Genomic DNA, 22932 nt, shown 5'->3' with positions numbered 1-22932 from the left:
TACTATTCTATAATTACTATAGCTTTCGACCAGTAACAAACTGGTAATCATTGAATATTTTGGTTCAGCCTTTTAAACATACATTGTGAGTATTTTGCTAGCTATATTTAGTTAATTTTACCAAATTAACTTGTCTTGCCAATTTGGATCAAAACCGCTTGATGCATCTGCTACCGCCATATAATCGGCATAGCCTTCAGCAAGTAACACGGGCGGTAACTCATCAAGTGCAATTAATCTATCTTTAAACGTTGTATTTTTACTAAAGTACAGATTGAAAAGCGCTGCCGGTATATTTTCTTCAGGGACAAAGCTACCACTGAATTCAATATTAATATACAGTTTAAGGCTAGCAAAATATTTATAATAACTATCAAAGTAACCCGCATCTTGTATATCATTACGTTTATAACCCAATTTAGTTAGGATTTTTCGTATGGTAAAACTATCGGTTAAGCAACCATAATATTTATCAATTATGTCATCTTTAAAGTGACGAATATCCGGTAATGGATGATTGAATTGATCGAATAATTGAATAATTTTGTAATCTTTAAGATGAGTTTGCCAATTTGCTGTGATATCAGCAGTTAATAGCGCTGAATGCGCAACGGTAATATGATTATTTTCGTTCAACACAATTTCGTCATCTTGATTATTGACCAAACTACCATCTTCAGTTGGTCTAAAGCTATTAACAATATTACCGTTTTCATCGAGTTCCAACCATACTAAGCGTTGAATAAGTCGACCCAAAATTGGATGCGGTTGTAGATATGTTTGCCAATCATCAACTCGCCAGCTGCGCTGAGTGCACATCGCTTCATAAAAACGATTAATTTGCATATCCAGTAATTGAGTCAGTTCTTTTTTACTGTTACTAAATTGTTTTTTTGCATCTTTTACTAAGGCTGGATCTTCACTTTTACGTGCTTCAGGTAAGGCCTTAATTTCGTCACCATCGGCATTTTTTAAGTGCCATTTAAACTTATCATCTAACGTTGCGTTAAAGGTGCGTTCACCATAATCGAGAGTTAACACACCACTATCATCCAACCCAGCTGTTGATATAGTGCGATCTGCTAATTCGTCTAATGTCCAACCATTACGTTCAGCAATAGTTTCTACTAAGGAACGTGCTTTTTCTTGTATTGTTGCCATGCGATGACGTCGAGCTATTGAGAGCAACAATTGAGTAATCAGTGGATCATCACTTTGTGCAAGGGGTTCTAGCATCGCTTCAATTTGAGCCCGCCGTTTTTGGTGATGTTTCATAAAATCAAGTAATAACGAAACAGCAACACCCCCTTCAATACCGGTAGTTAACGCTAATACACCCTTTGCTTTAATTGCAGAACCAAGGTAGGTAGCTAATGTCTCTTTTTTTATCTCCTCAAATACTTGTTCCAATGTAATATTGGCATAAGCAGGATATAAACTCGGGTATTGTTTATAATAACCTAAGTATTCTTGCAAACGTTGATTAGCCATTAGGTTAGCTTGCGCTTCGGCTTCGTTAATGCTTGGTCTTAAAGTATCTTGCTTGATAAAACTACGTAAAATAAACTCAGCTAATTGTTGTTGGCTTGGTTTACTTAACAATTGACTATAAATCGTTAATAGTGGGTTTACAGGCTCTTTTAACTTAACCGCTAACCAAGCCCACCACTGAATAATTTGTGGTTCGACCGCCTCGCCACTTTGCCAAGTAAGTGCAGGCATTAAGCTAATATCAAACCAGTCAAAGTCATTAGGTTTTTTACCTTTTAAACCTTGTTTTGCTTCAGCTAATAATTTTTCAGTGGTTAGTTGTTGACTTATGTCTTCACCACATTTTTTTAAAGCAATCAATAATGATGCTTGTATAATTTCGCGTTTTTCTTTTTTTAATGCATGATGTAATGCTTTAATTGACGATTTTTGTCCTAATAGTGCCAACCAATCTGCCGCTGCAATTCGCTCTTCTTGTTTGGGCGATAGTAAAGCTTGTTCAACTTGATCATGAATATTAGGAATGACTTTTAGAGTGTTTTGTGCTGCATGCCGTATTAGTTTGTTTTCTTTTAGTGCGAGTTCAAAAAGATAATTAACATATTTAGTCGGCAGACTAGGAAAAAGTTGTAATATTTTTATTGCACTAACTTTATCAAGTTTAATGTAGGACCAACATTTATTGCTCTCAGCAAAGCCTAAAACTTCATCAAGTAAAAATTCATGATCAGCAAAAAATGGCCATAATTTATCTGGTTGATTTTCATAAAAAGGATGATAAGTCTCACTGGTTATAAATGGTAAAGCAACAGCATAGAGCACATCTTGACAATAATCAATTTTCGCCATTACATCGGCGATTTGCCTAAGATCGAAATTTTTAACAAAGTCATTTTTTGTATATACCCTTTCAAAACAATAAGTACCACCATTTTGATCAATTAATCGCATTGCTCTAAATAAGTGATAAAGGGTGAATTCGGGTAAATTTTGTAGTCTATTTTTAGTCAGTAAAAAATGATAATCGACGTTTTTATTAATCCCTTGAAGTAACGTCGTGTATTGAATTTTACCATTTAAATAATGATAAATATCATCTAAATTTTTTTCAGTTAGTGTGTCATATGATTCATTATGTTTTAGTTTGTGATAGTCTTGATAATTTTGCCGCAAAATGTCTTGTGCCATCGATGGTAAATCGATATCGATAATGGGTTCAAAACTAGGAATAACTAAATTTGTTTGTTGTTTTGCATTATTAGCAGTTTCAAGTCGTAGCAAAGCGCTTTCAATGGCGCCAATAACGGTTTTATTGGTTTCACTTGCTAATGCTTGTTGTAATATTGCAGAATCTGACGATATTCTTGCCAGTGATTGAGCGGCATTACTACGTTGTTTAACCGAGCCCGACGTTAAAAAGTGTTGTAGTTTTGGTTGAACATCTTCAACAGGAAAACCCATTAGCATATCTGTCGCTAATTGACTGACTTGTTTGGCAGTATGTAATGCTTGCTGAGTAATAAACTCAATCAGTGGTAGCTGAAGTTCAGAATGCTTTTTAATGTACTTTAATTGTTCTACCTGCCCCAAAACAGCAATATCCTGATCGGGTAGCTGACTAAATAATTTAAGATGATTTTTAATATAAGATAATAATCCATCGATGTTATAAAAATACTGAAAGTCACTTAAATCATTGCTCGTCATATTTTGCCGATCAAATATCGCCAATAATAACTTTTCACCCAATCCAGTTTGTTCCATTTCGAGTAGTTGGTGTAATTGTTCAATTGACCAACTTTTTCGTTGTTCAATGTCTTCTTCATTTTTACAAAAAGATGGCATTGTGCTAATCAAACCATCATATAATAGATATAAAAACCATGCCGGCAACTGTTGGTTAATTAATTTAACTAAATGCAAATGGTAACAAATTGCGCTCAAAACACATCCAAAACGCCTTATTTGTTCAAGTGTATAGTCATCAGTCCAACATTGATAAAAATCTATTCTGGCTTTTTTAGGTGGTTTTGGTTTATCGTAAAAGCTTGTTCCATAAAAATCACAGGGTCTATATAGTAATTCAAAGAGTTTATAAGCGTTATCGCTAGTTTGACATAATTGTTCTAGATCACTTAAAACGTTAGCTTCATCCCCCTGTAAAACATATTGAGTAATACGCTCTGGCAAACTTTTATCGAGTGTGTTTAGTGGTTCGAATATTGTTGCAATTAATTGTTGCGCAGATTGAGCATGTGTTTCTTTCATATTCCTTGATTCTCCTATGCAGGATATTTTTTATTAATCATTTATATTAATTAAGTAGCCATCTTCCGCCGGTCTAAAGCTAGTTATAATTTGATTGTTTTTAATGATTTCTAACCAAACCAAGCGTGTAATCAGTCGTTTCCTTATTAATTATAATTATCCGTCCATTGTTCATAAAATCCGATCCTTGCATTAGGCGATGCGCTATCACTATTGTAATAATAACAATAATTGATACCGAGCAAAGAACAGGAATAAGACATAAAATCCATTATGTCATCAATGCTATAATGGCAATCTTGCGTTAATTTATTTATTCAAAATTGCGTAATTATCTCCTAGCATAACATATCTTAAAATGTTTTCAGGGATTGTTTGATTGCGTTTTCATAAAGATTCAAAATAGTTAATATTAGCTGTTCAGACGGCGTATCAATCTCTTTTTTCACTGACTGGCGATTGAAAACGGCTAAACAGTGAGGCAATTTTACCTTTTACTTTATTAAACATTCCCTATTCTTAATATCTTTATTTTGTTTTCGCTACTAAACAATAATCGGCATAACTTTCAGCTAATATAATTTGCGGAACGCGATCAAGTGGAATCGTTTTTTCAATTGTTCCTATTTGCTGAGTAAAATACAAATCATAAAGTTTTACAGTCTCATCACTATTTGTTGTTGTACGATAAAATTGGCTGACCATAATACGTGCTCGAATACCTAAGCTTGAATATAATTTAGCGAATCCATCAATACAATCCCAGTCAGTAATGCTATGATAGCCTTTCGAATATAATATGTTTTTTAAGATATTTAGCTTGATAACCTTGCCATAATAATCATTTAGTTTATTGTCAATCACTTGACTCAAATCAGGTAAATGATTAGCAAATTGAGTAAATAGAGGCGTAACTTTGTAATCCTTAAGATGATTTAACCATCCTTCTACTTGATCATCTGACAAATAGACGCTATGCGCTAACTTAATATAATGCTCAGGATTTAAAGTGACTTCATCATCATTTATGTTAATCAAGCAACCATCTTCTGTCGGTCTAAAGCTGTTAATGACTATGTTGTTATTATCGACTTCAAGCCAGATCAACGATTCAATCATTCTATTCATGATAGGATGTTGGTATAAATTGGCAAACCAATCTTGGTAAGACCACACTTGCCCAATAGACATCATGTCATATAACCGCTTTGTTTGATTGTTGATAACTTGTTTCAACTCTTTTTTACTACTGGTTAGTAATATTTTATAAGCTTTGATTTGTTCAACATTTTCACTATTTGTTGCTTCTGGTAACGATTTGAGTATTTTACCCGCTTCATTTTTTATCACTAATTGTAAACAGTGATCGAGCTGAGCTGTGAATTTACGATCTCCATAATCAAAATCTAATACACCTCGCTCGTTTAAATTAGCTGTTGGAACCATTCTTTCAATGAGTTGTTCAAGGCTGCATGCTTGCGCTTGCGCAAATTCTTCAAGTATTTTTTTGGCGTTCTTACGAACAATATTTGAACTATAACGCAGTGAAGTAGAATAAATTAATTGAGTAATTACCGCATGATTAATCGTGACAATCGCCTCAAATACCGCTGATATTTCACTACGTTTTGAGGAATGAAATTTCAAATAAGGACGTACAATATCAGCAATTTGATAAGGCTCACTATATTTACACAAAGCCAACATGCCTTTGGTATTTAGTGCAGATCTGACATAACGTGTGTATTTATCGGATGTTAGTTCTGTATCTTGTATAATGAACATTTGCACCACAAAATACCCAAGTTTTTGTTGGCTTTTTACATCTAATAATTTTAAATAGAAATCAAACAAGCCATTATCAGTGGTTTGTTTTAATTTTACCGCTAAGATGATCCACCAATAAATAATTTCAACAGCAACTTTCTGACCATTTTGCCACATTAATTCTGGTAGCATATAAGGTTCAAGCCAATCAAGACTGACTGGTTTTTTGGTTTTCAATCCTTTTTTTGCTTCATTTAGCAGATAATCAGGCGATAAATAATAAGAGATATCTTCACCCAATTGACTTAATGCGCTGAGAATAGATGCAATTACCGCTTCTTTTTTCTCTATTGATAAAGCACGCTTTAGTGATTTGATCGACGAATCCCCCCCTAATTTCGCTAACCAATCACTCGCAACTATTCGTATATCTTGTTTTGTTGATAATAATGCTTTTTCAACTTCTAGATGGATATTAGGAATTTTGTTTAAAATAAGTTGTGACTGTAAACGAAAGCGACGACCAGCGCCTAGAGCCCACTCCTGTAATAATGGAATATACGGTTTAGGTAACTGTGGAAAAAGGGAAAGAATCGCTAAAGCATTTGCTGTTTTATAACATTCTAAATTAGTTTCACCGAATAGTCCCAATGCCTGATCAATATAATGCAAATTTTCGGCAAAAAATGGCCAAATAAGATGTTCTTGATTTAGTATATATTTTTCTAAAAAAGGTAAGGAAAAATAAAATAAAAAAGCACCGGCAATGTTATCTTTTATTGTCGTGCTCCCAGTAATACTTTGTAACACATCAGCTAATAATCGCAGATCAACTCGACAATATAATTCTTGTTCCAATAATGATGAGAGATCTTTGTTGACATATTTAGGCTTTTCTAAATAATAAGCTCGTAATACATGCCATAAATTACACTCAGGTAGTTGTTGCAAACTATCTTGGTATAAGGCGAGTGACAATTCATATTTATCAAATATATCTAATTCATTATTATCCAAATCTAAATTGTTTTTTTGTACCAAACCATTTAAATAAGCAAAAACATTATCAAGATCGTTCGAGGTTATTGATTTCAATATGTCATAACGCTGCTGTTGGTTTGAAAGACTAACATTACAAGTTTTGTTAACTGCTTGTTCATCCTCAACCTTTATTTTTATTATTGCCAATTGATTATCAATATTTTGTTGTAAGGTTTGTCGAAAATTATCTGGCAGCAGGCGTTGAGGAATGGATTGATATGGAGTTATATCGTTATCTTTAGCTTGTAATGTAGATTGACTCAAAGTATTTCCTTATTTCACTTATTTCATATTATTATAATATCTTGAGGATTATTTAACTCCTCACCCAAAATTTAAATACAACTTATATGACTTTTTAAACAAAATTAAACCTAATATTATTCAAGACAATAGTATTTTGGCGCAAAAAACTGATGCTTTAGATTAATAAATTGAAAAAGAGGTGCGCAGCCATAAATAAAATCAAAAATAACAGGGGGTTCATTTTTTAAAAGTTTACCTGTCCATTGTTCTATTGGTTCATTTTTATCTGCTAAATTATTCAATGGTTTAAAACCACCACCTTCACTATAACAAAGACTAACATTGGTTATCATATTCGAATCCGAATCTAAAATAATCAAATGCTCTAAAACCGTATCAGGATCGGATGGCTTTTGATAGTCTTGTAGATAAAATTGTAAACCATTTACTTCGGACAAATAGCTATCCCCTTTCACTAAGTCATCTGTCGGCCAATGGCATCCAAAAGAGGCAATTTCAATATTTTTATCAAGTACTGGGAAATCGTCTTTGCTAATTTTTTTCCACGATAATGGCGTTAATTGTTCTTGAGCGAATGGATTCTCTTTACCAAAAGACACCAGATAATCTGAATGGTGATCAAATAGTTTTTCATCTAATTTAAAACCATATATATAATCGTTCTGCTTAAAAGGAGCTTTATAATAAGTCGTATCCACCACAGCAAAAGCATTTAACTGACTAATCGGCAATGATGTTAAGTCATTATGTTTATAATCGTATATAAAAACCTTATCGTCTTCTGATAAACCCGCCAACTCAAAAAATTTAGCACGGTATGAATCTGTCAGTAAATATTGTTCATTTTGGTAACTCTCTTTTTCATCTCCAGGAATTAAAAAAATAGCTTGTTGATTATTCTCATCATATAAATGCACATCATCAGATAATGAAACAAAAGTAGATTCAGGTTCATTTTCAATATTATAAACAGTAAATGGGCTATACATGCGAATATCCGACCGATATTGAGACTGAATTGTTGTTTTATCCCATTCTATTAACTTGTTTTCGCCAAGCATTGCCGCACAACTATAAGAATTAAGGCATGATAAAATGAATCCCCAAAATAAACCCTGTAATAAAAATTTTTTCATGCTGATACTTGTTCTTTTAACCAAGCAATTTCTTGAGCCCAAATATCAGAATCAATGGTTTCTAAAATTAAAGGGATTTCATCTATTCTTGGATCTTGCATGATATATTTAAAAGCGGTTTTGCCAATGTTACCTTTACCTAAGCTGTCGTGGCGATCGACATGGCTAGCAAGTTCGCTTTTGGCATCATTTAAGTGCATACCACGCAAGTATTTGAACCCAACAATTTTTTCAAATTCAGCAAAGGTTTCTTGGCAGGCTTTTTCAGTGCGTAAGTCGTAACCGGCAGCAAAAGCATGACAAGTATCAATGCATACACCTACCCGGCTTTTATCATCAACTTGATCGATTATTTGTGCTAAATGTTCAAATTTATAACCTAAATTAGAACCTTGTCCGGCTGTGTTTTCAATAACGGCCACTACATCTTTGGTTTTATCTAAAGTCATATTAATCGACTCAGCTATACGCTTGATGCATTCATCAACTGAGATTTGTTTTAAATGACTACCCGGATGAAAATTTAACAGTGTTAAACCTAACTGTTCACAGCGCTGCATTTCGTCTAGAAAAGCAGTACGCGATTTTTCAAGTTGTTCAGAATCGGGATGACCTAAATTAATTAGGTAGCTATCATGCGGTAGGATTTGTTTACTCGTGAAGCCATATTTTTCACAACGCTTTTTAAAGCTATCAATTATCGATGACTCTAATGGTTTTGCATGCCATTGTCGTTGATTTTTAGTAAATAAGGCAAAGGCAGTTGCACCAATTTGATAGGCATTAATCGGTGCGTTGTCAACACCGCCCGAAGCACTCACATGTGCACCAATGTATTTCATACTGTTATTCATCCTAATAGTTAATTTGAGCCACTGTTACGTTGCAGTTGATCGCGTAAATTAGGTGGAATACCTTTAATCACCAAAGAATCAGTTTGCGGATCCCATTTTATGCGTTCGCCTAACAGATCGGAATCAAAGCTGAGGGTTAATCCACCACCACTACCTGAAAATTTCTTTAATTGACGTAATGCGCTGCGATCAACTGGAAAGGTGTCTTCTAAATCATACTCACTGTTTTTAACAAATTGCATAAAGTTGTTATCGTCACTGACTGGTAATTCATTGGCTAGGTTTTTGAGTTCTATCTCTTCGCCTGCTTGCAATTGACCTTGACAGTAATTATAAACATTTTCACGCGCGGCGTTTTTGTCTTGTTTATCAAATTGCATCTCTTGGCAATAATCATCAACCGCTTTGACTAACGTTTTATTTTGCGCTTTGGCATCTAATCCTTCACTAGCGCCTAAATAATCCATAAAAAAGTCTGACACTTTTCGCCCTACTCGACCTTTTAAAAAAGTCAAATAGCGTTTTGAATCAGTTTGAGTTTCCCATTCTGTTATATCAATTCGCGCAATAATGTCGGCATGATCGATATCTAAATATTGGGTTTCGGAAATATCCAAATCTTCATTCACAAGCATGCTTGAACAGCTATTTAACACGGCAATAATTAGATATTCCACCGCTAAATAGCGATAAAGGCAAAATACCACTGTTCCCCCTTCGGCAAACGGATATTTGGCAAGTTCATTACGTAATTGTTTAGTTGATTCTTGACTAAAGTGGAGAAAATCTTGATTACCTAAACGTAATTCTTTAAGCGATTGTTCAAACAAACTTTCACTATTAAAAAGTCCATAAGCTTTGCTTTTGTTATTATAGATACGATTGATATCTTCAATTAAATTCACAACCGCTTGTTGATTACTGAGTATTGTATCACGAAGCTGTAATTCGATTTCAGTGTCACTTTTTCTAATTAATTTATGTAATATGACTTTTTCTATTTGCACACTCATTTTAAATTCCTATTGGGATAATAGCGTCTATTTGCAACTATTTTATCAAAGCGTTCAAAAAGTGCTATCTGCAATTATAAATAACGATAATAAATTAAGCTCATATCTATTTGAATATTCGATTCTTTCTGTAATTCACGCTTTCATTCAAATATTGCCAATCAAATGGTTTACTTTTACTATAGCGTTCTGACAAAACCTAGCTTTTATAGCTGATAATGACAATACGGTATAATGATAACATCCACGATTAAAAGTGAAATGACATTAGTTACAGAAAATTGTAAGAATAACAAAAAACAATTAAACGAAAAGTGGAACAAACCAATTCTTTGCTATAGCTTTTTTCTATTTTTGCATTAAATGATCTGAATTTTTTGTGAATATTTAATCTGAAAAATAGACTGTTATTAATTTTGTTTTATTACTTTCATAAATAAAAGTATAGGATGCATCCCTACCATCAAATTTGTAAGTTATTTCAAATTGATGTTTTCCAATCTATATTTGACTTCAATATTAAGATCATCATAAATATCGGTAAAATTTTGTGCTATTTTTTAGTTTTTCGAAATACGCTAAAAGCCCCAAAAACAATATTTTTATACATAATCGCCGATATTTTTTTAAACTTGTTAGCAAAATTAATCATTTTTAAAATGGGGGGCGGAACATTTATCTTCAATTAATCAATAATATTAACCGGGCAAAGCATCTGCTTAACAGCCAAAAAAATCAACTCTTTTAAAAAACCAATAAATAACGGCGGATCACCTGATGGTGTTAATCCCCCGCCAACGTTAGCAACGATAAAGATGAAAAAGATAATAAGAAGATAAAAGCGCCAATATGTGATTTATACAGCTATCTACTTAGCTGTATTTTGCTGCAAACTCAGCACTGTTCTCGCATTCGATGCACTGGTAGCAATAATATCAATTACTCCTGATCTCAACGCCCCTAAAATAGCGGTTGATTTGGTGTTTTCTGAGGCAATAGCAATTACGCAGGGAATATTACGTAACTCTTCAATACTTAAACCAATGACTCGATCATTCATCACCGTATCAACTGGGTTGCCATTTATATCGAAAAAACCATAGCCAGCAATATCACCAATTACCCCTTGATTTAATGTCGCATAGGTGATCTCTTGTGGGGTAAACCAACCTAATTGCACCATATAACAATTTTCGTTCATATCCCCTAAACCAACTAAAGCAATATCAGCTTTAGATGCACGTTCTAACGTATCTTTTATGACACGATTTTGCATAAAAGCGTGTTTAAGCTCGCGGTTTTCGACATATGCTGGTGCATAAAGCGTTTCACTGCTGGCATTAAATTTTCTAGCTAGGCTTCGACTAATATGATCAGCATCAATAATTTCACCAACTCGTTGCGTTCCACCAATACCACAAATGAATTTACATTGTTTTTCAGGAAACACCCCAACATGACTGGCAATAGCAGCAACATTTCGACCTTGCCCTACCGCAACAGTCATACCATTTTTTAAATTACTTGATAAATAGTTAGAAACAAGTGCCGCAACTTGCCGTCGCTGTTCGTCTTCATCTTGATGATCTAAAGCTATCAGTGCACGCTTAATACCAAAATGGTTAACAAATTGTTGTTCTATCCGTGAACTAAATATTGGATGATATTTGACATTGATTTCAACAATCCCTTCAGCTCTAGCTTTTTTTAACAAGCGACCGACTTTAATACGCGAAATGCCAAATCGCTGTGCTATCTCTTCTTGAGTTTGTTCATACTCATAATAGGCAACAGCTATCTCGGTGAGTAGTTCTGCTTCTTGTTTATCATCAAATCTATCCATTAGTTCGCCTTGTTTATCAATATTATCGTTGCTGATTTATAGCGGATAATATATTACAAAAACCTGTTGCTTGCCATGCACTGCGACCAATAAATAGGCCATCAATATTGGGCTGAGTAATTAATTGGGTCGAATTTTCAAGATTGACACTACCACCATAGAGTAAAATCATATTATTAGCTACTTCTGAACCATAGAGATCAGAGAGCGCTAAGCGTAAGTTATGATGAATAAATTCAGCCCCTTCAGGTGTTGCCGGAACGCCTTTTTCACCAATCGCCCATATTGGTTCATAAGCAATAATAACCTGACTCGCTTGATTATGATCAATTCCTGACAATGCAATCTTCATCTGCTTTACAACAGTTTCACTCGAGACGCCCCAAGATTTTTCTTGAGCGCTGTCCCCAACACAAACTAACGGTGTTAATTGGTGTTTTAGTGCAGCATGAACTTTTTTATTTATTGTCATGTCGGTTTCACCAAAAAATTCACGGCGCTCAGAATGCCCTAATTCAACTATTTTAGCACCGGTATCTTTTACCATAATTGGAGATATTTCACCGGTAAAAGCACCCGCTTCTTCAAAATGCATATTCTGGACACCGGTTAAGCAATTTATTTTGTGTTGATATAAGTATTCCGCCACATCACGAACACAAGTAAAAGGAGGTATGATAAACGGTTGGATATGACTTTTTAAATCTTCGGGGTAGTAAGTTTTTAGTTGTTCACAAAATAACAATGCTTCGGCTAAGGTTTTATTCATTTTCCAGCTGGTGCCTATGAATATTTTTTTCATAATTTATCCTTGTATTGATGTAATGCTTTTCATCGCTTTTTTTAATAGGCTTCCAATAGTAAAAATGGGTTAAAGAATAGTTATTTATTACCTGACTATTCTTCCCCATTTTTTAATCATTTATCTTGTTTTAGCAACACTCTCATTATTACGGCAAAAAGCAACTTATTTAAGCAATAACGATAGTTGTTCTAAAAGCAAGTGTTGTTTTGGTGTTATGCGATACCTAAACGTTTTTTATAACTCTTCACATAATAATCTGTTGCTTTGATAGCTTGTATAACATCATCAGCCGTCACCGCAAAAGGCAGACTATGGATAGTTTCAACTGGAGCAATGGCTTTTTCGCCAATCAATTGAAACTCTTCTTCTGTAATTTTATCTAAATGCACTTGTTCTAAAGTGATTGGTAAATCCAACTTAATATATAAATCGATATACCTTTCAAGCTCAGCAATTGGTCGACCTTCTAGCACAAGTTGAGCAATTGTGCCATATGCCACTTTTTCACCATGCGTTAGATGATGCACATCACCTGATACGGCAGTAAAACCATTATGAATAGCATGAGCTGCACCTAAACCACCATTTTCAAAACCAAGACCACTTAGTAAAGTATTAGCTTCAACAATAGCTTCTAACGCTGGGGTAACTAATTTCTTTTCATTCGATTCAACAGCAAGTAATGCATACTCAAATATGGTTTTTTCACACTCTCTGGCAATTGCTTCACCAGCAATCGTTGCTATACCACCAGCATCAGTTTTATGGCAACTGCGAATGGAGGTTCTGGCTTCAACCCAAGTTGCCAGCCCATCAGCTATACCTGATTTTAACGATCTTACCGGTGCATTTGCAATCACTCGAGTGTCAACTAATACCAAATCTGGATTTTTATAATGGTGCCATAAAAAGTCAAAAACACCATCTTCAGTATAAACGACTGAAACTTTAGCCGTTGGTGCATCGGTTGATGCCGTAGTTGGTACACAAACTTTAGGTATATTATATTTGGCTGCAAGTGCTTTAGCCGTATCTAGTGTTTTACCACCACCTACACCAATAATTGCATCAAATTTTTTTGATTTAAACTCATCAAGTAATCGGTTAATTTCTACCATTGAACATTCGCCGTTAAAAATGGCTTTAGTAATCGATAATTCGGCTTTTTCGAGTGAATCAGCTAGTTGATTGGCTGCAATATTCCAAATATTCTTATCTGCTAGGATTAAAAAATTGGTCCCAAAGGGTTTGATGTATGCTTCTGCACGAGTCAGCAAATCTTTACCTTGTACATATCTATTAGGACTAACAAAAACCTTATCCATATTAAAATCCTCTTATAAACACATTTACTAACTAATTAATTATTATTAATTCAATTAAAATAATTAATTTACTTCTGGAGAATTACTTCTCGAGTTTTAATTGCTGTAAGAATTCATTCATAATCATCCAAGCTGATTCAGATCCCGCATCCCTGTGTCCAATAGCTCGTTCACCTAATCGCATGGATCGCCCTTTTTTTGCAACCAATGGAATAGTTAAATCAGAACCTTTTTTCATTTCATCAACGCAAATTTCTAACGTTTTTATAGGGTCATCACCTTCTTTATAATTGTTTAATACTTTAAGACCCGGAATCAGTGCATCTATCATTGTTTTATCATTAAGTTCGGCTTTTCCTCGCATTTGGACAGCTTCAACGCCATCTTGATACATTTGACAAAACTCTTTGAATGTTACAGCTTGTTTTCCAGTTGTATGGTTTGCCATTTTCATAAAAAAACTACCATATAAAGGCCCTGATGCTCCGCCGACTTTGCTCAATAAAATCATTCCTACTTTCTTCATTAATTCAGCAATATCTGCTGTTGAGTCAGATAACAGTGGCAATTGCTTTTCTACTTCACGAAAACCTATGGTTAAATTAATACCATGATCACCGTCGCCAATGTCAGAATCTAATTTACTGAGGTGGTCACGATTTTTTTCGACCATATCGGCGATTTTTTTAAATGTTTCGATAAAATAAGATTTATTTAGCATCAGGGCGCTCATTTTTCCTCTCCTTGGTAGTTAATAAGCAATTTTAAAATAAGGCGCATCACATGGATGGTCTAATAGCTGTTTTAGTTCATCATCTAACTTGATAACAGAGATCGACATCCCCACCATATCCATCGAAGTCACGTAATTGCCCACTAGTGGTTTATAGATTTTAATGCCCTTTTGTGCTAATAAAAGATGTGCTTTGCGGTAACAAATATACTGATCCATCAATGCCAAACCACCTAATCCATTAATCAGTAATTGCACTTCATCACCGGCTTTTATTTTGGAGTCTTGTAAAAGATGATCGATTAATTGGCTAACAACAACATCGGCCTTTTCTAGCTTAGTTCTTTCAATACCGGGTTCACCATGAATGCCCATGCCAACTTCCATGTCACCCTCTTGCATTTCAAAAATCACCTCACCTGTAACCGGTAATGTACAAGATGATAGTGCAACGCCCATTGAATAAGTATTGGCATTAGCTTTTTCGGTTAAAGCTTTAACTTTATCTAAGTCATAACCTTTGGCGGCAGCACTGGCAGCGACTTTGAACACAAATACATCACCCGCTACCCCACGGCGATCACTAATGTTTTTTGAAGAATAGATATCATCAGTTACTGTTACAGTTTCAACTCGGATACCCTCTTCAGCCGCTAATTCAGCGCCCATATCAAAGTTCATAACATCGCCAGCATAGTTACCATAAACAAATAAGCATCCTTTACCAGAATCAACCGCTTTTACTGCTTCATAGCAATATTCAGGAGAAGGTGAAGTGTTCACATTACCGACTGCTGCCGCATCGGCAAAATCTTTGCCAACATAACCTAAAAATGCGGGTTCATGTCCTGAACCACCGCCAATAATTATTCTCACTCTTGGCTCTGTACTGATTTTTTTGCTTACGACTACGCGATTACACGTTTTTTTTAATTCAACATATTCACTATGCGCTAAGCAGTAACCTTCTAGCATCTCTTCTACAACATCATAGCCATCATTAATTAATCTTCTCATTACATCACCTCGGTCTATCCTTTACATGTTTTACTTGTTACTTAATTCACTAAAAAAAGTGATAATACATACCCACCAACAATACCTGCACAGACTGCTGCAACAATATTTTTAACTGATTTACGTTTGTTTCCACCGGTTAAAGCTGAGGCTACCCAAATCCCAACACCAGCGGCTAACCCTTGATCGACCCATACTGAACCACTTTGTGTAATCATTGGCGTTGCTATTCCATGATTAATGCACCATACAGTACCGACAATAAATGCTGCCGCCATCCAACCACCAATTGGTCCCCAATTGTCAACCATACGCCCCCATGCCATGCGTATAACAAAAGGGAAGATAAAACCACCGATTATTGTTGCAATAGCCAATTTAATTGACATCATCATTTGCTCCCTATATTTCAGCTAATTATTTCTTTTTTTGAAAAACTTTGATTTGTTTGCTACGCAAGATCTTTTCTTTTGCTTCTTTCAACTTTTCAAAATCAGATCGTCTTAAACCAGGTTCTCTTGGATTCTCATTAATAAATTCTGTTTTCTTCGCCATATCTTTTTCAATGAAAGCAGCAGTAATACCACCTAAAGTAGCGCCGACAATCACAAGCAATATGGTAGGTAAAGAAGAGACAAATGCATGTCCACCTTGAATAAAGGTATCACGCATAATGCCACATACTGCAATGGCAAGTCCCATATCAACAAAAGCAGCATCATCTTCATTGCCAGTCAGATTGATATAATGATTCATATACCACATTGGACCAATAATGATTACCGCCGCCAAAAAACCACCGAAAATGCCGTAAGTACCTAATTGTGACCACACTGACATTACAATCATTCCAGCGATACAATAACCCACAAAGCTTCGAAAAAATTTCATCCTAACGCTCACTTTTTAAATATTTTGTAGTTCAGCTAAAATACCTTCAACATCCTCATCAACCATGGCTTGTATTGACGCGACAAATGCGCCTTCTACAAGGGGAGCATCAACTAACGTTACCTTTTTTCTTAATTGTTCATCTTCGATAAGATCAATAGCGGTTTCTGTGCTTAAAATGGCACTACCTATATCAGCAAATACCAGTATATTTTTGTGATCTTTTGATTGTTCGATGATGTTATAAATCGCAACTGAATCTGTTCCTAATCGTCCATCCTCTGTTCCGCCTGCTGAATAAATTTTTACATCACCGGTTGAATCGACCATCTCTTCGATCATTTCTTTTAATCCATCAGTAATTTTTTTACTGTGAGAGACTAAAATAATACTAATCATGCTTACCCCTTTGAACATATGTCTCATTAACAATCTTTTGTTCAATTATATCGAATAAAATTAAGGCGGAAATTGTTTTATAATAAATTTGTGATTCAGATCTAACTTTTAGATAGTGATAATTTTGATAGCAAAATAAAATAGAATAATTAACTATATTAGCGTGATATATGAAAAATAATATCGTTAACAGATTGATAGATGATGTAAAAAAAATGTTCAAAACCATTTTGTTAAAATGAGCATAAGTTTACATGCAAAACAAAAGATTCAATTATTGATTAGCTAATAAGATAAAAAGCATCACCCTATGCAATATTTACAGTTACACGGGTAATCTAGCTTAATTTGCTACTTTTGATAGTTTCAAAACAATATAAATAAATTGCTTTTAAAACTTAGTAATGGAATGAATAAGTTGATGTTGATGCTTAGAAGAATTTAAAAACTATTTAATATTTAGACAAATGACCAGCTAATTTAATCCTGTCCTTTGCTAATTGAACTAACTCAATTAGCAAAATAGTTTTTAAATTAGCCTGAGTGATTTATGAGTTGAATACAACTAATGCTTTTATCATTAAAATCCACCATAATTGAAAAGTGTCATTAATATTGGCATTAATAAAGTCAATACAAACCCTTGTACAATTGCTGGTGGCACAATAGTGATGCCGGCGCCTTTTTGTAACATTGGTAAAGTAAAGTCCATAGAAGTTGCGCCACACAAACCTAACGCAGTAAGTTTATAGCGTCTTATTAAGGTTGGAATAAGAATTATTGCACACAATTCACGCAAAATATCATTTAAAAAGGTTGCACTACCAATGATTGGACCATGCGCTTCTGTCATCAAAACTAAGGACAAAGAATACCAGCCAAATCCCGATGACATAGCAAGCCCAACACGAGTTGGAAAATCCAAAATAAAAGCAGCTAATATTCCACCTAAAAAAGTACTTATGACCACGACTAAAGACGTCGTTAAACCAATTTTATTTAACAAAATCTGTTTAAACGAGATATTGTTACTACGTAGCTGGATACCAATGAGCAATAGAAGTAAAACTAACACTATTTGAATAATGCTGCCAGTATATTGCCAAAAAAACAAAGGTAAAAAGCCCGCAATAAAACCAAGTATCAAGGCAATAAATACTTTTAAAGATTCAAAAATCAATTTAAAACGAGATTCAAACGACGAGCGGGTATTCGCTGTTTTCCAAGGCAAAAATAGATCAAATAAGATTAATGCCAAAAAATTACCACCAAAAGTACAGGCAAAAACAACAGCGGTATAGATCAAAATATGTTGTAAATTTGTGATTAAATTGTCTAACTGAGCTAATTCAGCCCCCATGATAAAAAGAATAAAATAGACCATATAGCCAAGTATCTGATTAATTTTGGCTAGCCATTTTTGATCTTTAATCTTAATCAAATAACCTAAACACAATGGGACAAATGCAATCAAAATACCATAATACATTTTTATTCCTTTCCATGTTTATCTTCAAATATTATAGTTATAAAAATTAGAAATAAAACTCTGCTCCAATATATCCTCATTATCAACGTAATGAGGATAAACTTTCTTCAATGCTAACTTTAAGCTGATCTAATAATGCATAACGATTACGATATTCCGAGCGTTTTTTACTCGCTATTTCGTCAATCGATTTTCGATTAATTTCGGTCGGTAATATAAATAAGTTTCTGGAATCTGGTTTACCATCAATTGTTAACCAAAAATCATCGTAATCCGATAAGATTCTTTCTTGTCGGCTATTATATCGCCAGTTATTGTACACATGTGTGTTATTACCAACAGCAATCACTTGTTCTAAATTAAAATATTTAGCAATAATTAACGCCGCTTCTACCGCTACACGTTTTGGAAAAAGTCCATAGCACTGCTTTGTTGCTTTTTGTACTCGACTTCGTGCTTCATGATGCCCTGTTCCTTGTAAACCAGCAATAAATAGCGTAGATTTTTTTTGATATTCTACAAGGGTGAAGGTTAAAGTTGCTAAATCAATACCGTCATTATCATAAAAATAGAGACTCAATTCACCTTCACGCGCATATTTATTCCGTGCTTGAATAGCTATTTGTATGTTAGTTTCGTTTTTAGCGTCGATATTAGCCAAAATATAAGGCGATTCTGGGTTATAAAAAGCCTTAGACATATTGCCGGATTGCTTTGATAAAAAATCATAATGATAAACTAAAGCGGCTAAACGCTCTTTTTGTGTCAAACATGATGATAAATACGGCCGTTGTAATTTACAAGGTAAATTGGTTTGGCAGGAAAGGTAATAACCAAGTAAAGGATATTGTCTCAATTTATCGAGCAATTTGAGTGTAATTGGGCTTAAAAAAAGTGTGCGAAAAAAGAACTTATACCGATAAGTCGGTTTAAGCCAAAGTTCATTAAGTGGAAGTTTGCCTACACAAAGCCAATGAAAAAGTTGCCATTTACTTTTAGGCTGGGGCATATTTGTAATATTATTCATAATCAGAAAAAACTAAACTCGGTTAATTTAAAAAAATATAAAATGACTCAAGTATTACTTAATATGCAATATTAAAGATAAGTCATAAAATCAAGGCAATAAGGGTACAACACAATATAAGTCAGTGCAACTATCCTTATATAAGGTTATATTAAATAAAATGAAAATAAAAAACGGTGAATTTATCACCGTTTTTAAATAACGATTAATTTTCGTTAAAAATTAATTATTGACCTTTAACTTCTTTTAAACCGTTAAATGGTGCTTTAGAACCTAACGCTTCTTCAATACGCATTAATTGGTTGTATTTAGCAATACGGTCTGAACGGCTCATAGAACCAGTTTTGATTTGACCTGCTGCTAAGCCAACAGCTAAATCAGCAATGGTTGAGTCTTCTGTTTCACCACTACGGTGAGAAATCACAGCGGTATAACCTGCATCTTTAGCCATTTTAACTGCTGCAATTGATTCAGTTAATGTACCGATTTGGTTAACTTTAACTAGGATTGAGTTAGCGATACCTTTTTCAATACCTTGTTTGAAGATTTTGGTATTAGTAACGAAAAGATCATCACCCACTAATTGGATTTTGTGACCTAATTCTTTAGTTAAGTATGCCCAACCTTCCCAATCGCTTTCATCTAAGCCATCTTCGATAGAAACAATTGGATATTGTTCACTTAAACTTTCTAAATAACGAGTAAATTCTTGAGCAGTAAACTCTTTATTACCTTCGCCTTTTAATACATATTTACCAGTTTCTTTGTTATAGAATTCAGATGCAGCACAGTCCATCGCAAGTGTAATGTCTTTACCTAATACATAACCTGCTTTTTCTACTGCTTCTTTAATACATTCTAACGCTTCAGCATTTGAATCTAGGTTAGGTGCAAAACCACCTTCGTCACCAACTGCTGTATTCATACCTTTAGCGTGTAAAACTTTAGCTAAATTGTGGAATACTTCAGAACCAATACGAATTGCTTCACGCACTGTTTTTGCACCAACTGGTTGAATCATGAATTCTTGTAAGTCGATGTTATTATCAGCGTGTTCACCACCGTTGATGATGTTCATCATTGGTAATGGCATAGAGTATTGACCTGGAGTACCATTTAGATCAGCGATGTGTTGATAAAGTGGTACACCTTTAGCTGCTGCTGCTGCTTTAGCATTTGCTAAAGATACAGCTAAAATTGAATTAGCACCTAAGTTAGATTTGAAATCAGTACCATCTAAATCAATCATGATTTGGTCGATAGCTGCTTGATCTAAAGCATCTTTTCCTAAAACAGCTTTAGCAATAGGTCCATTAACATTTTCAACAGCTTTTAATACGCCTTTACCTAAAAAGCGAGACTTGTCACCATCGCGAAGTTCTAGTGCTTCACGTGAACCAGTTGACGCACCAGATGGAACAATTGCTAGACCAACAAAACCACCCTCTAAGTGCACTTCGGCTTCAACTGTTGGGTTACCACGAGAGTCGATCACTTCACGACCATGTACTTTAACGATTTTTGCCATGTTTTTTTCCTCTATATGACAGATATATAACTAATGTAAAAATAAACTATTTTTGCTGCTGATCTTGATACTCTTTAGCAGCTTTCACAAAACTACTGAACAATGGATGTCCATCTCGTGGTGTTGAAGTAAATTCCGGATGGAATTGACATGCGACAAACCAAGGGTGTTCTGGAATCTCAATAATTTCAACTAATTTCTTATCAGTTGATAGTCCAGTGATCTTCAATCCAGCTTTCACAATTTCCGGTAATAAATTGTTGTTTACTTCATAACGATGACGATGACGTTCAGTGATCGACTCTTTTTTATACATATCAAATACTTTAGAATTTGTATCTAAATGGCAAATTTGCGAACCTAATCGCATAGTGCCACCTAAATCACTGTTCTCATTACGTTGAACCACGTTACCAGATTCATCACTCCATTCTGTGATCAACGCGATAACTGGGTTAGCGCAATCTTTAACAAACTCTGTAGAATTGGCATCTTTAATACCAGCCATATTACGAGCATATTCAATTAAAGCAACTTGTAAACCAAGGCAAATACCTAAATAAGGAATCTTATTTTCACGCGCATAACGAGCCGCCATGATTTTTCCTTCAACACCTCGATAACCAAAGCCACCAGGAATCAAAATCGCATCTAAACCTTGTAATAATTCCGTACCACGAGATTCAAGATCTTCAGAATCAATATATCGAATATGAACAGTTAAACGATTTTTTAACCCGCCATGTTTTAATGCTTCGTTTACCGATTTATAAGCATCAGGTAAAGCAATATATTTTCCAACCATACCAATAGTCACTTCACCTATTGGGTTGGCTTCTTCATAAATTACCTGTTCCCATTCAGACAGATCAGCTTCTTTACATTCAAGGTGGAAGCGATTGCAAACAAATGTATCTAAATTCTGAGATTTTAAAAGTGCAGGGATTTTATAAATAGAATCAACATCTTTTAATGAAATAACTGCGCGTTCAGGTACATTACAAAATAGTGCAATTTTAGCACGTTCATTAGCAGGAATAATGCGATCTGAACGACAAATTAATACATCAGGTTGAATACCAATTGATAGCAGCTCTTTCACTGAATGTTGTGTCGGTTTGGTTTTTACTTCCCCTGCCGAAGCTAAATAAGGTACTAACGTTAAATGCATAAATAACGTATGTTCACGACCAACATCAACTGCTAATTGACGAATTGCTTCTAAAAATGGAAGTGATTCAATGTCACCCACTGTGCCGCCAACTTCAACAATAGCAACATCAAAACCTTTTGCACCTTCAATCACGCGTGATTTAATTTCGTTAGTGATATGAGGAATAACTTGAACAGTTGCCCCTAAATAATCACCACGTCGCTCTTTACGTAGTACATCGGAATAAATTCGCCCAGTAGTAAAGTTATTTTTGCGTGTCATTTTAGTGCGAATAAAACGCTCATAATGACCCAAATCAAGATCAGTTTCTGCCCCATCTTCGGTAACAAAAACTTCACCATGTTGAATAGGACTCATTGTGCCCGGATCAACATTAATATAGGGATCGAGTTTGAGCATGGTGACTTTTAAATTGCGGGCTTCTAAAATTGCAGCAAGAGACGCTGCGGCAATGCCTTTACCCAAAGAAGAAACGACACCGCCTGTAACAAAAATATAATTCGTAACCATTAATACCAGACCATTATTAATTTATTAGAATAATATTGTGCGTTTTTAAACCATAAAAACCAACACAATATACGATGAATCAGACGGGAAGATAGTATAACAGAATCAAGTATAGGTCTCAATTGAATAATTACTTTTAATTCGTTTGTCAGCCAGCTATATTACCTACAAAATATGTGCTTATTATTTTGATAATCCGCCTAATATTAATCAAAACTGTTGATCTGTATATTCAAAATTTTATCATTATAGTTGTCAATAATTTTTTTAATCGAGTCAGATTTGCTGCTTTTTTCCAAATAAGCAAATGATATTGATTAAAATAATAAAGACAACAAATAGAAACACTAAATT

General features: G+C 34.4%; 17 protein-coding genes and 1 pseudogene. All 18 read right to left on the bottom strand.

Annotation, left to right across the window (positions count from 1 at the left end):
- Nucleotides 1-117 precede the first annotated feature (117 nt).
- Nucleotides 118-3759: a DUF4132 domain-containing protein gene (locus tag A9G03_RS09735; RefSeq protein WP_065799089.1), complete on the bottom strand. Its 3642-nt coding sequence runs from the start codon at nucleotides 3757-3759 to the stop codon at nucleotides 118-120.
- A gap of 528 nt (nucleotides 3760-4287) precedes the next feature.
- Complete coding sequence (locus A9G03_RS09730; RefSeq protein WP_065799088.1) at nucleotides 4288-6831, bottom strand: DUF4132 domain-containing protein; 2544 nt, start codon at nucleotides 6829-6831, stop codon at nucleotides 4288-4290.
- A gap of 116 nt (nucleotides 6832-6947) precedes the next feature.
- Complete coding sequence (locus A9G03_RS09725) at nucleotides 6948-7970, bottom strand: hypothetical protein (protein WP_065799087.1); 1023 nt, start codon at nucleotides 7968-7970, stop codon at nucleotides 6948-6950.
- On the bottom strand, nucleotides 7967-8812 hold the full coding sequence (nfo, locus tag A9G03_RS09720) for a deoxyribonuclease IV (RefSeq protein ID WP_065799086.1): 846 nt from the start codon (nucleotides 8810-8812) through the stop codon (nucleotides 7967-7969). Before nfo ends, A9G03_RS09725 begins: the two co-directional genes overlap by 4 nt.
- Nucleotides 8813-8832: 20 nt before the next feature.
- Nucleotides 8833-9837: a nucleoid-associated protein YejK gene (yejK, locus tag A9G03_RS09715; RefSeq protein WP_065799085.1), complete on the bottom strand. Its 1005-nt coding sequence runs from the start codon at nucleotides 9835-9837 to the stop codon at nucleotides 8833-8835.
- A gap of 694 nt (nucleotides 9838-10531) precedes the next feature.
- A pseudogene (locus tag A9G03_RS12755) lies at nucleotides 10532-10669 on the bottom strand (sodium:proton antiporter); the annotation flags it as partial.
- 36 nt (nucleotides 10670-10705) lie between these two features.
- The gene (locus A9G03_RS09710) at nucleotides 10706-11680 is read right to left on the bottom strand and encodes a sugar-binding transcriptional regulator (RefSeq protein ID WP_065633492.1); all 975 of its coding nucleotides are present in this window, start codon (nucleotides 11678-11680) and stop codon (nucleotides 10706-10708) included.
- Between the two features lie 22 nt (nucleotides 11681-11702).
- Entirely contained in the window at nucleotides 11703-12482 is a 780-nt protein-coding gene (locus tag A9G03_RS09705) for a triose-phosphate isomerase (protein WP_065799084.1), read from the bottom strand.
- Nucleotides 12483-12697: 215 nt separating this feature from the next.
- The gene (locus A9G03_RS09700; RefSeq protein ID WP_065633494.1) at nucleotides 12698-13810 is read right to left on the bottom strand and encodes a glycerol dehydrogenase; all 1113 of its coding nucleotides are present in this window, start codon (nucleotides 13808-13810) and stop codon (nucleotides 12698-12700) included.
- Between the two features lie 82 nt (nucleotides 13811-13892).
- Nucleotides 13893-14543: a dihydroxyacetone kinase subunit DhaL gene (dhaL, locus tag A9G03_RS09695; RefSeq protein ID WP_065799083.1), complete on the bottom strand. Its 651-nt coding sequence runs from the start codon at nucleotides 14541-14543 to the stop codon at nucleotides 13893-13895.
- A gap of 18 nt (nucleotides 14544-14561) precedes the next feature.
- A complete protein-coding gene (locus A9G03_RS09690) occupies nucleotides 14562-15560 on the bottom strand; it encodes a dihydroxyacetone kinase subunit DhaK (protein ID WP_065799082.1) in 999 nt (332 codons plus the stop codon).
- A 41-nt stretch (nucleotides 15561-15601) separates the two neighbouring features.
- On the bottom strand, nucleotides 15602-15949 hold the full coding sequence (locus A9G03_RS09685) for a Lin0368 family putative glycerol transporter subunit (RefSeq protein WP_065633519.1): 348 nt from the start codon (nucleotides 15947-15949) through the stop codon (nucleotides 15602-15604).
- A gap of 28 nt (nucleotides 15950-15977) precedes the next feature.
- Nucleotides 15978-16451, bottom strand: coding sequence for a Lin0368 family putative glycerol transporter subunit (locus tag A9G03_RS09680; RefSeq protein ID WP_065799081.1), 474 nt, complete (start codon nucleotides 16449-16451; stop codon nucleotides 15978-15980).
- A 15-nt stretch (nucleotides 16452-16466) separates the two neighbouring features.
- Complete coding sequence (gene dhaM / locus A9G03_RS09675; RefSeq protein ID WP_065799080.1) at nucleotides 16467-16850, bottom strand: dihydroxyacetone kinase phosphoryl donor subunit DhaM; 384 nt, start codon at nucleotides 16848-16850, stop codon at nucleotides 16467-16469.
- A 580-nt stretch (nucleotides 16851-17430) separates the two neighbouring features.
- On the bottom strand, nucleotides 17431-18339 hold the full coding sequence (locus tag A9G03_RS09670; protein ID WP_065633499.1) for a lysine exporter LysO family protein: 909 nt from the start codon (nucleotides 18337-18339) through the stop codon (nucleotides 17431-17433).
- 82 nt (nucleotides 18340-18421) lie between these two features.
- Nucleotides 18422-19366 carry a VirK/YbjX family protein gene (locus A9G03_RS09665; RefSeq protein ID WP_065799079.1) on the bottom strand — a complete coding sequence of 315 codons (945 nt, stop codon included), beginning with the start codon at nucleotides 19364-19366 and terminating at the stop codon, nucleotides 18422-18424.
- A 226-nt stretch (nucleotides 19367-19592) separates the two neighbouring features.
- Nucleotides 19593-20894: a phosphopyruvate hydratase gene (gene eno, locus A9G03_RS09660; RefSeq protein WP_065633501.1), complete on the bottom strand. Its 1302-nt coding sequence runs from the start codon at nucleotides 20892-20894 to the stop codon at nucleotides 19593-19595.
- 46 nt (nucleotides 20895-20940) lie between these two features.
- Nucleotides 20941-22578, bottom strand: coding sequence for a glutamine hydrolyzing CTP synthase (gene pyrG, locus A9G03_RS09655; RefSeq protein ID WP_065633502.1), 1638 nt, complete (start codon nucleotides 22576-22578; stop codon nucleotides 20941-20943).
- Between the last annotated feature and the right edge of the window lie 354 nt (nucleotides 22579-22932).

The sequence above is a fragment of the Gilliamella sp. wkB171 genome (assembly GCF_001693755.1).
Lineage (GTDB): Bacteria > Pseudomonadota > Gammaproteobacteria > Enterobacterales > Orbaceae > Gilliamella > Gilliamella apicola_F.
This window is presented reverse-complemented; position numbering and strand designations above follow the sequence as displayed.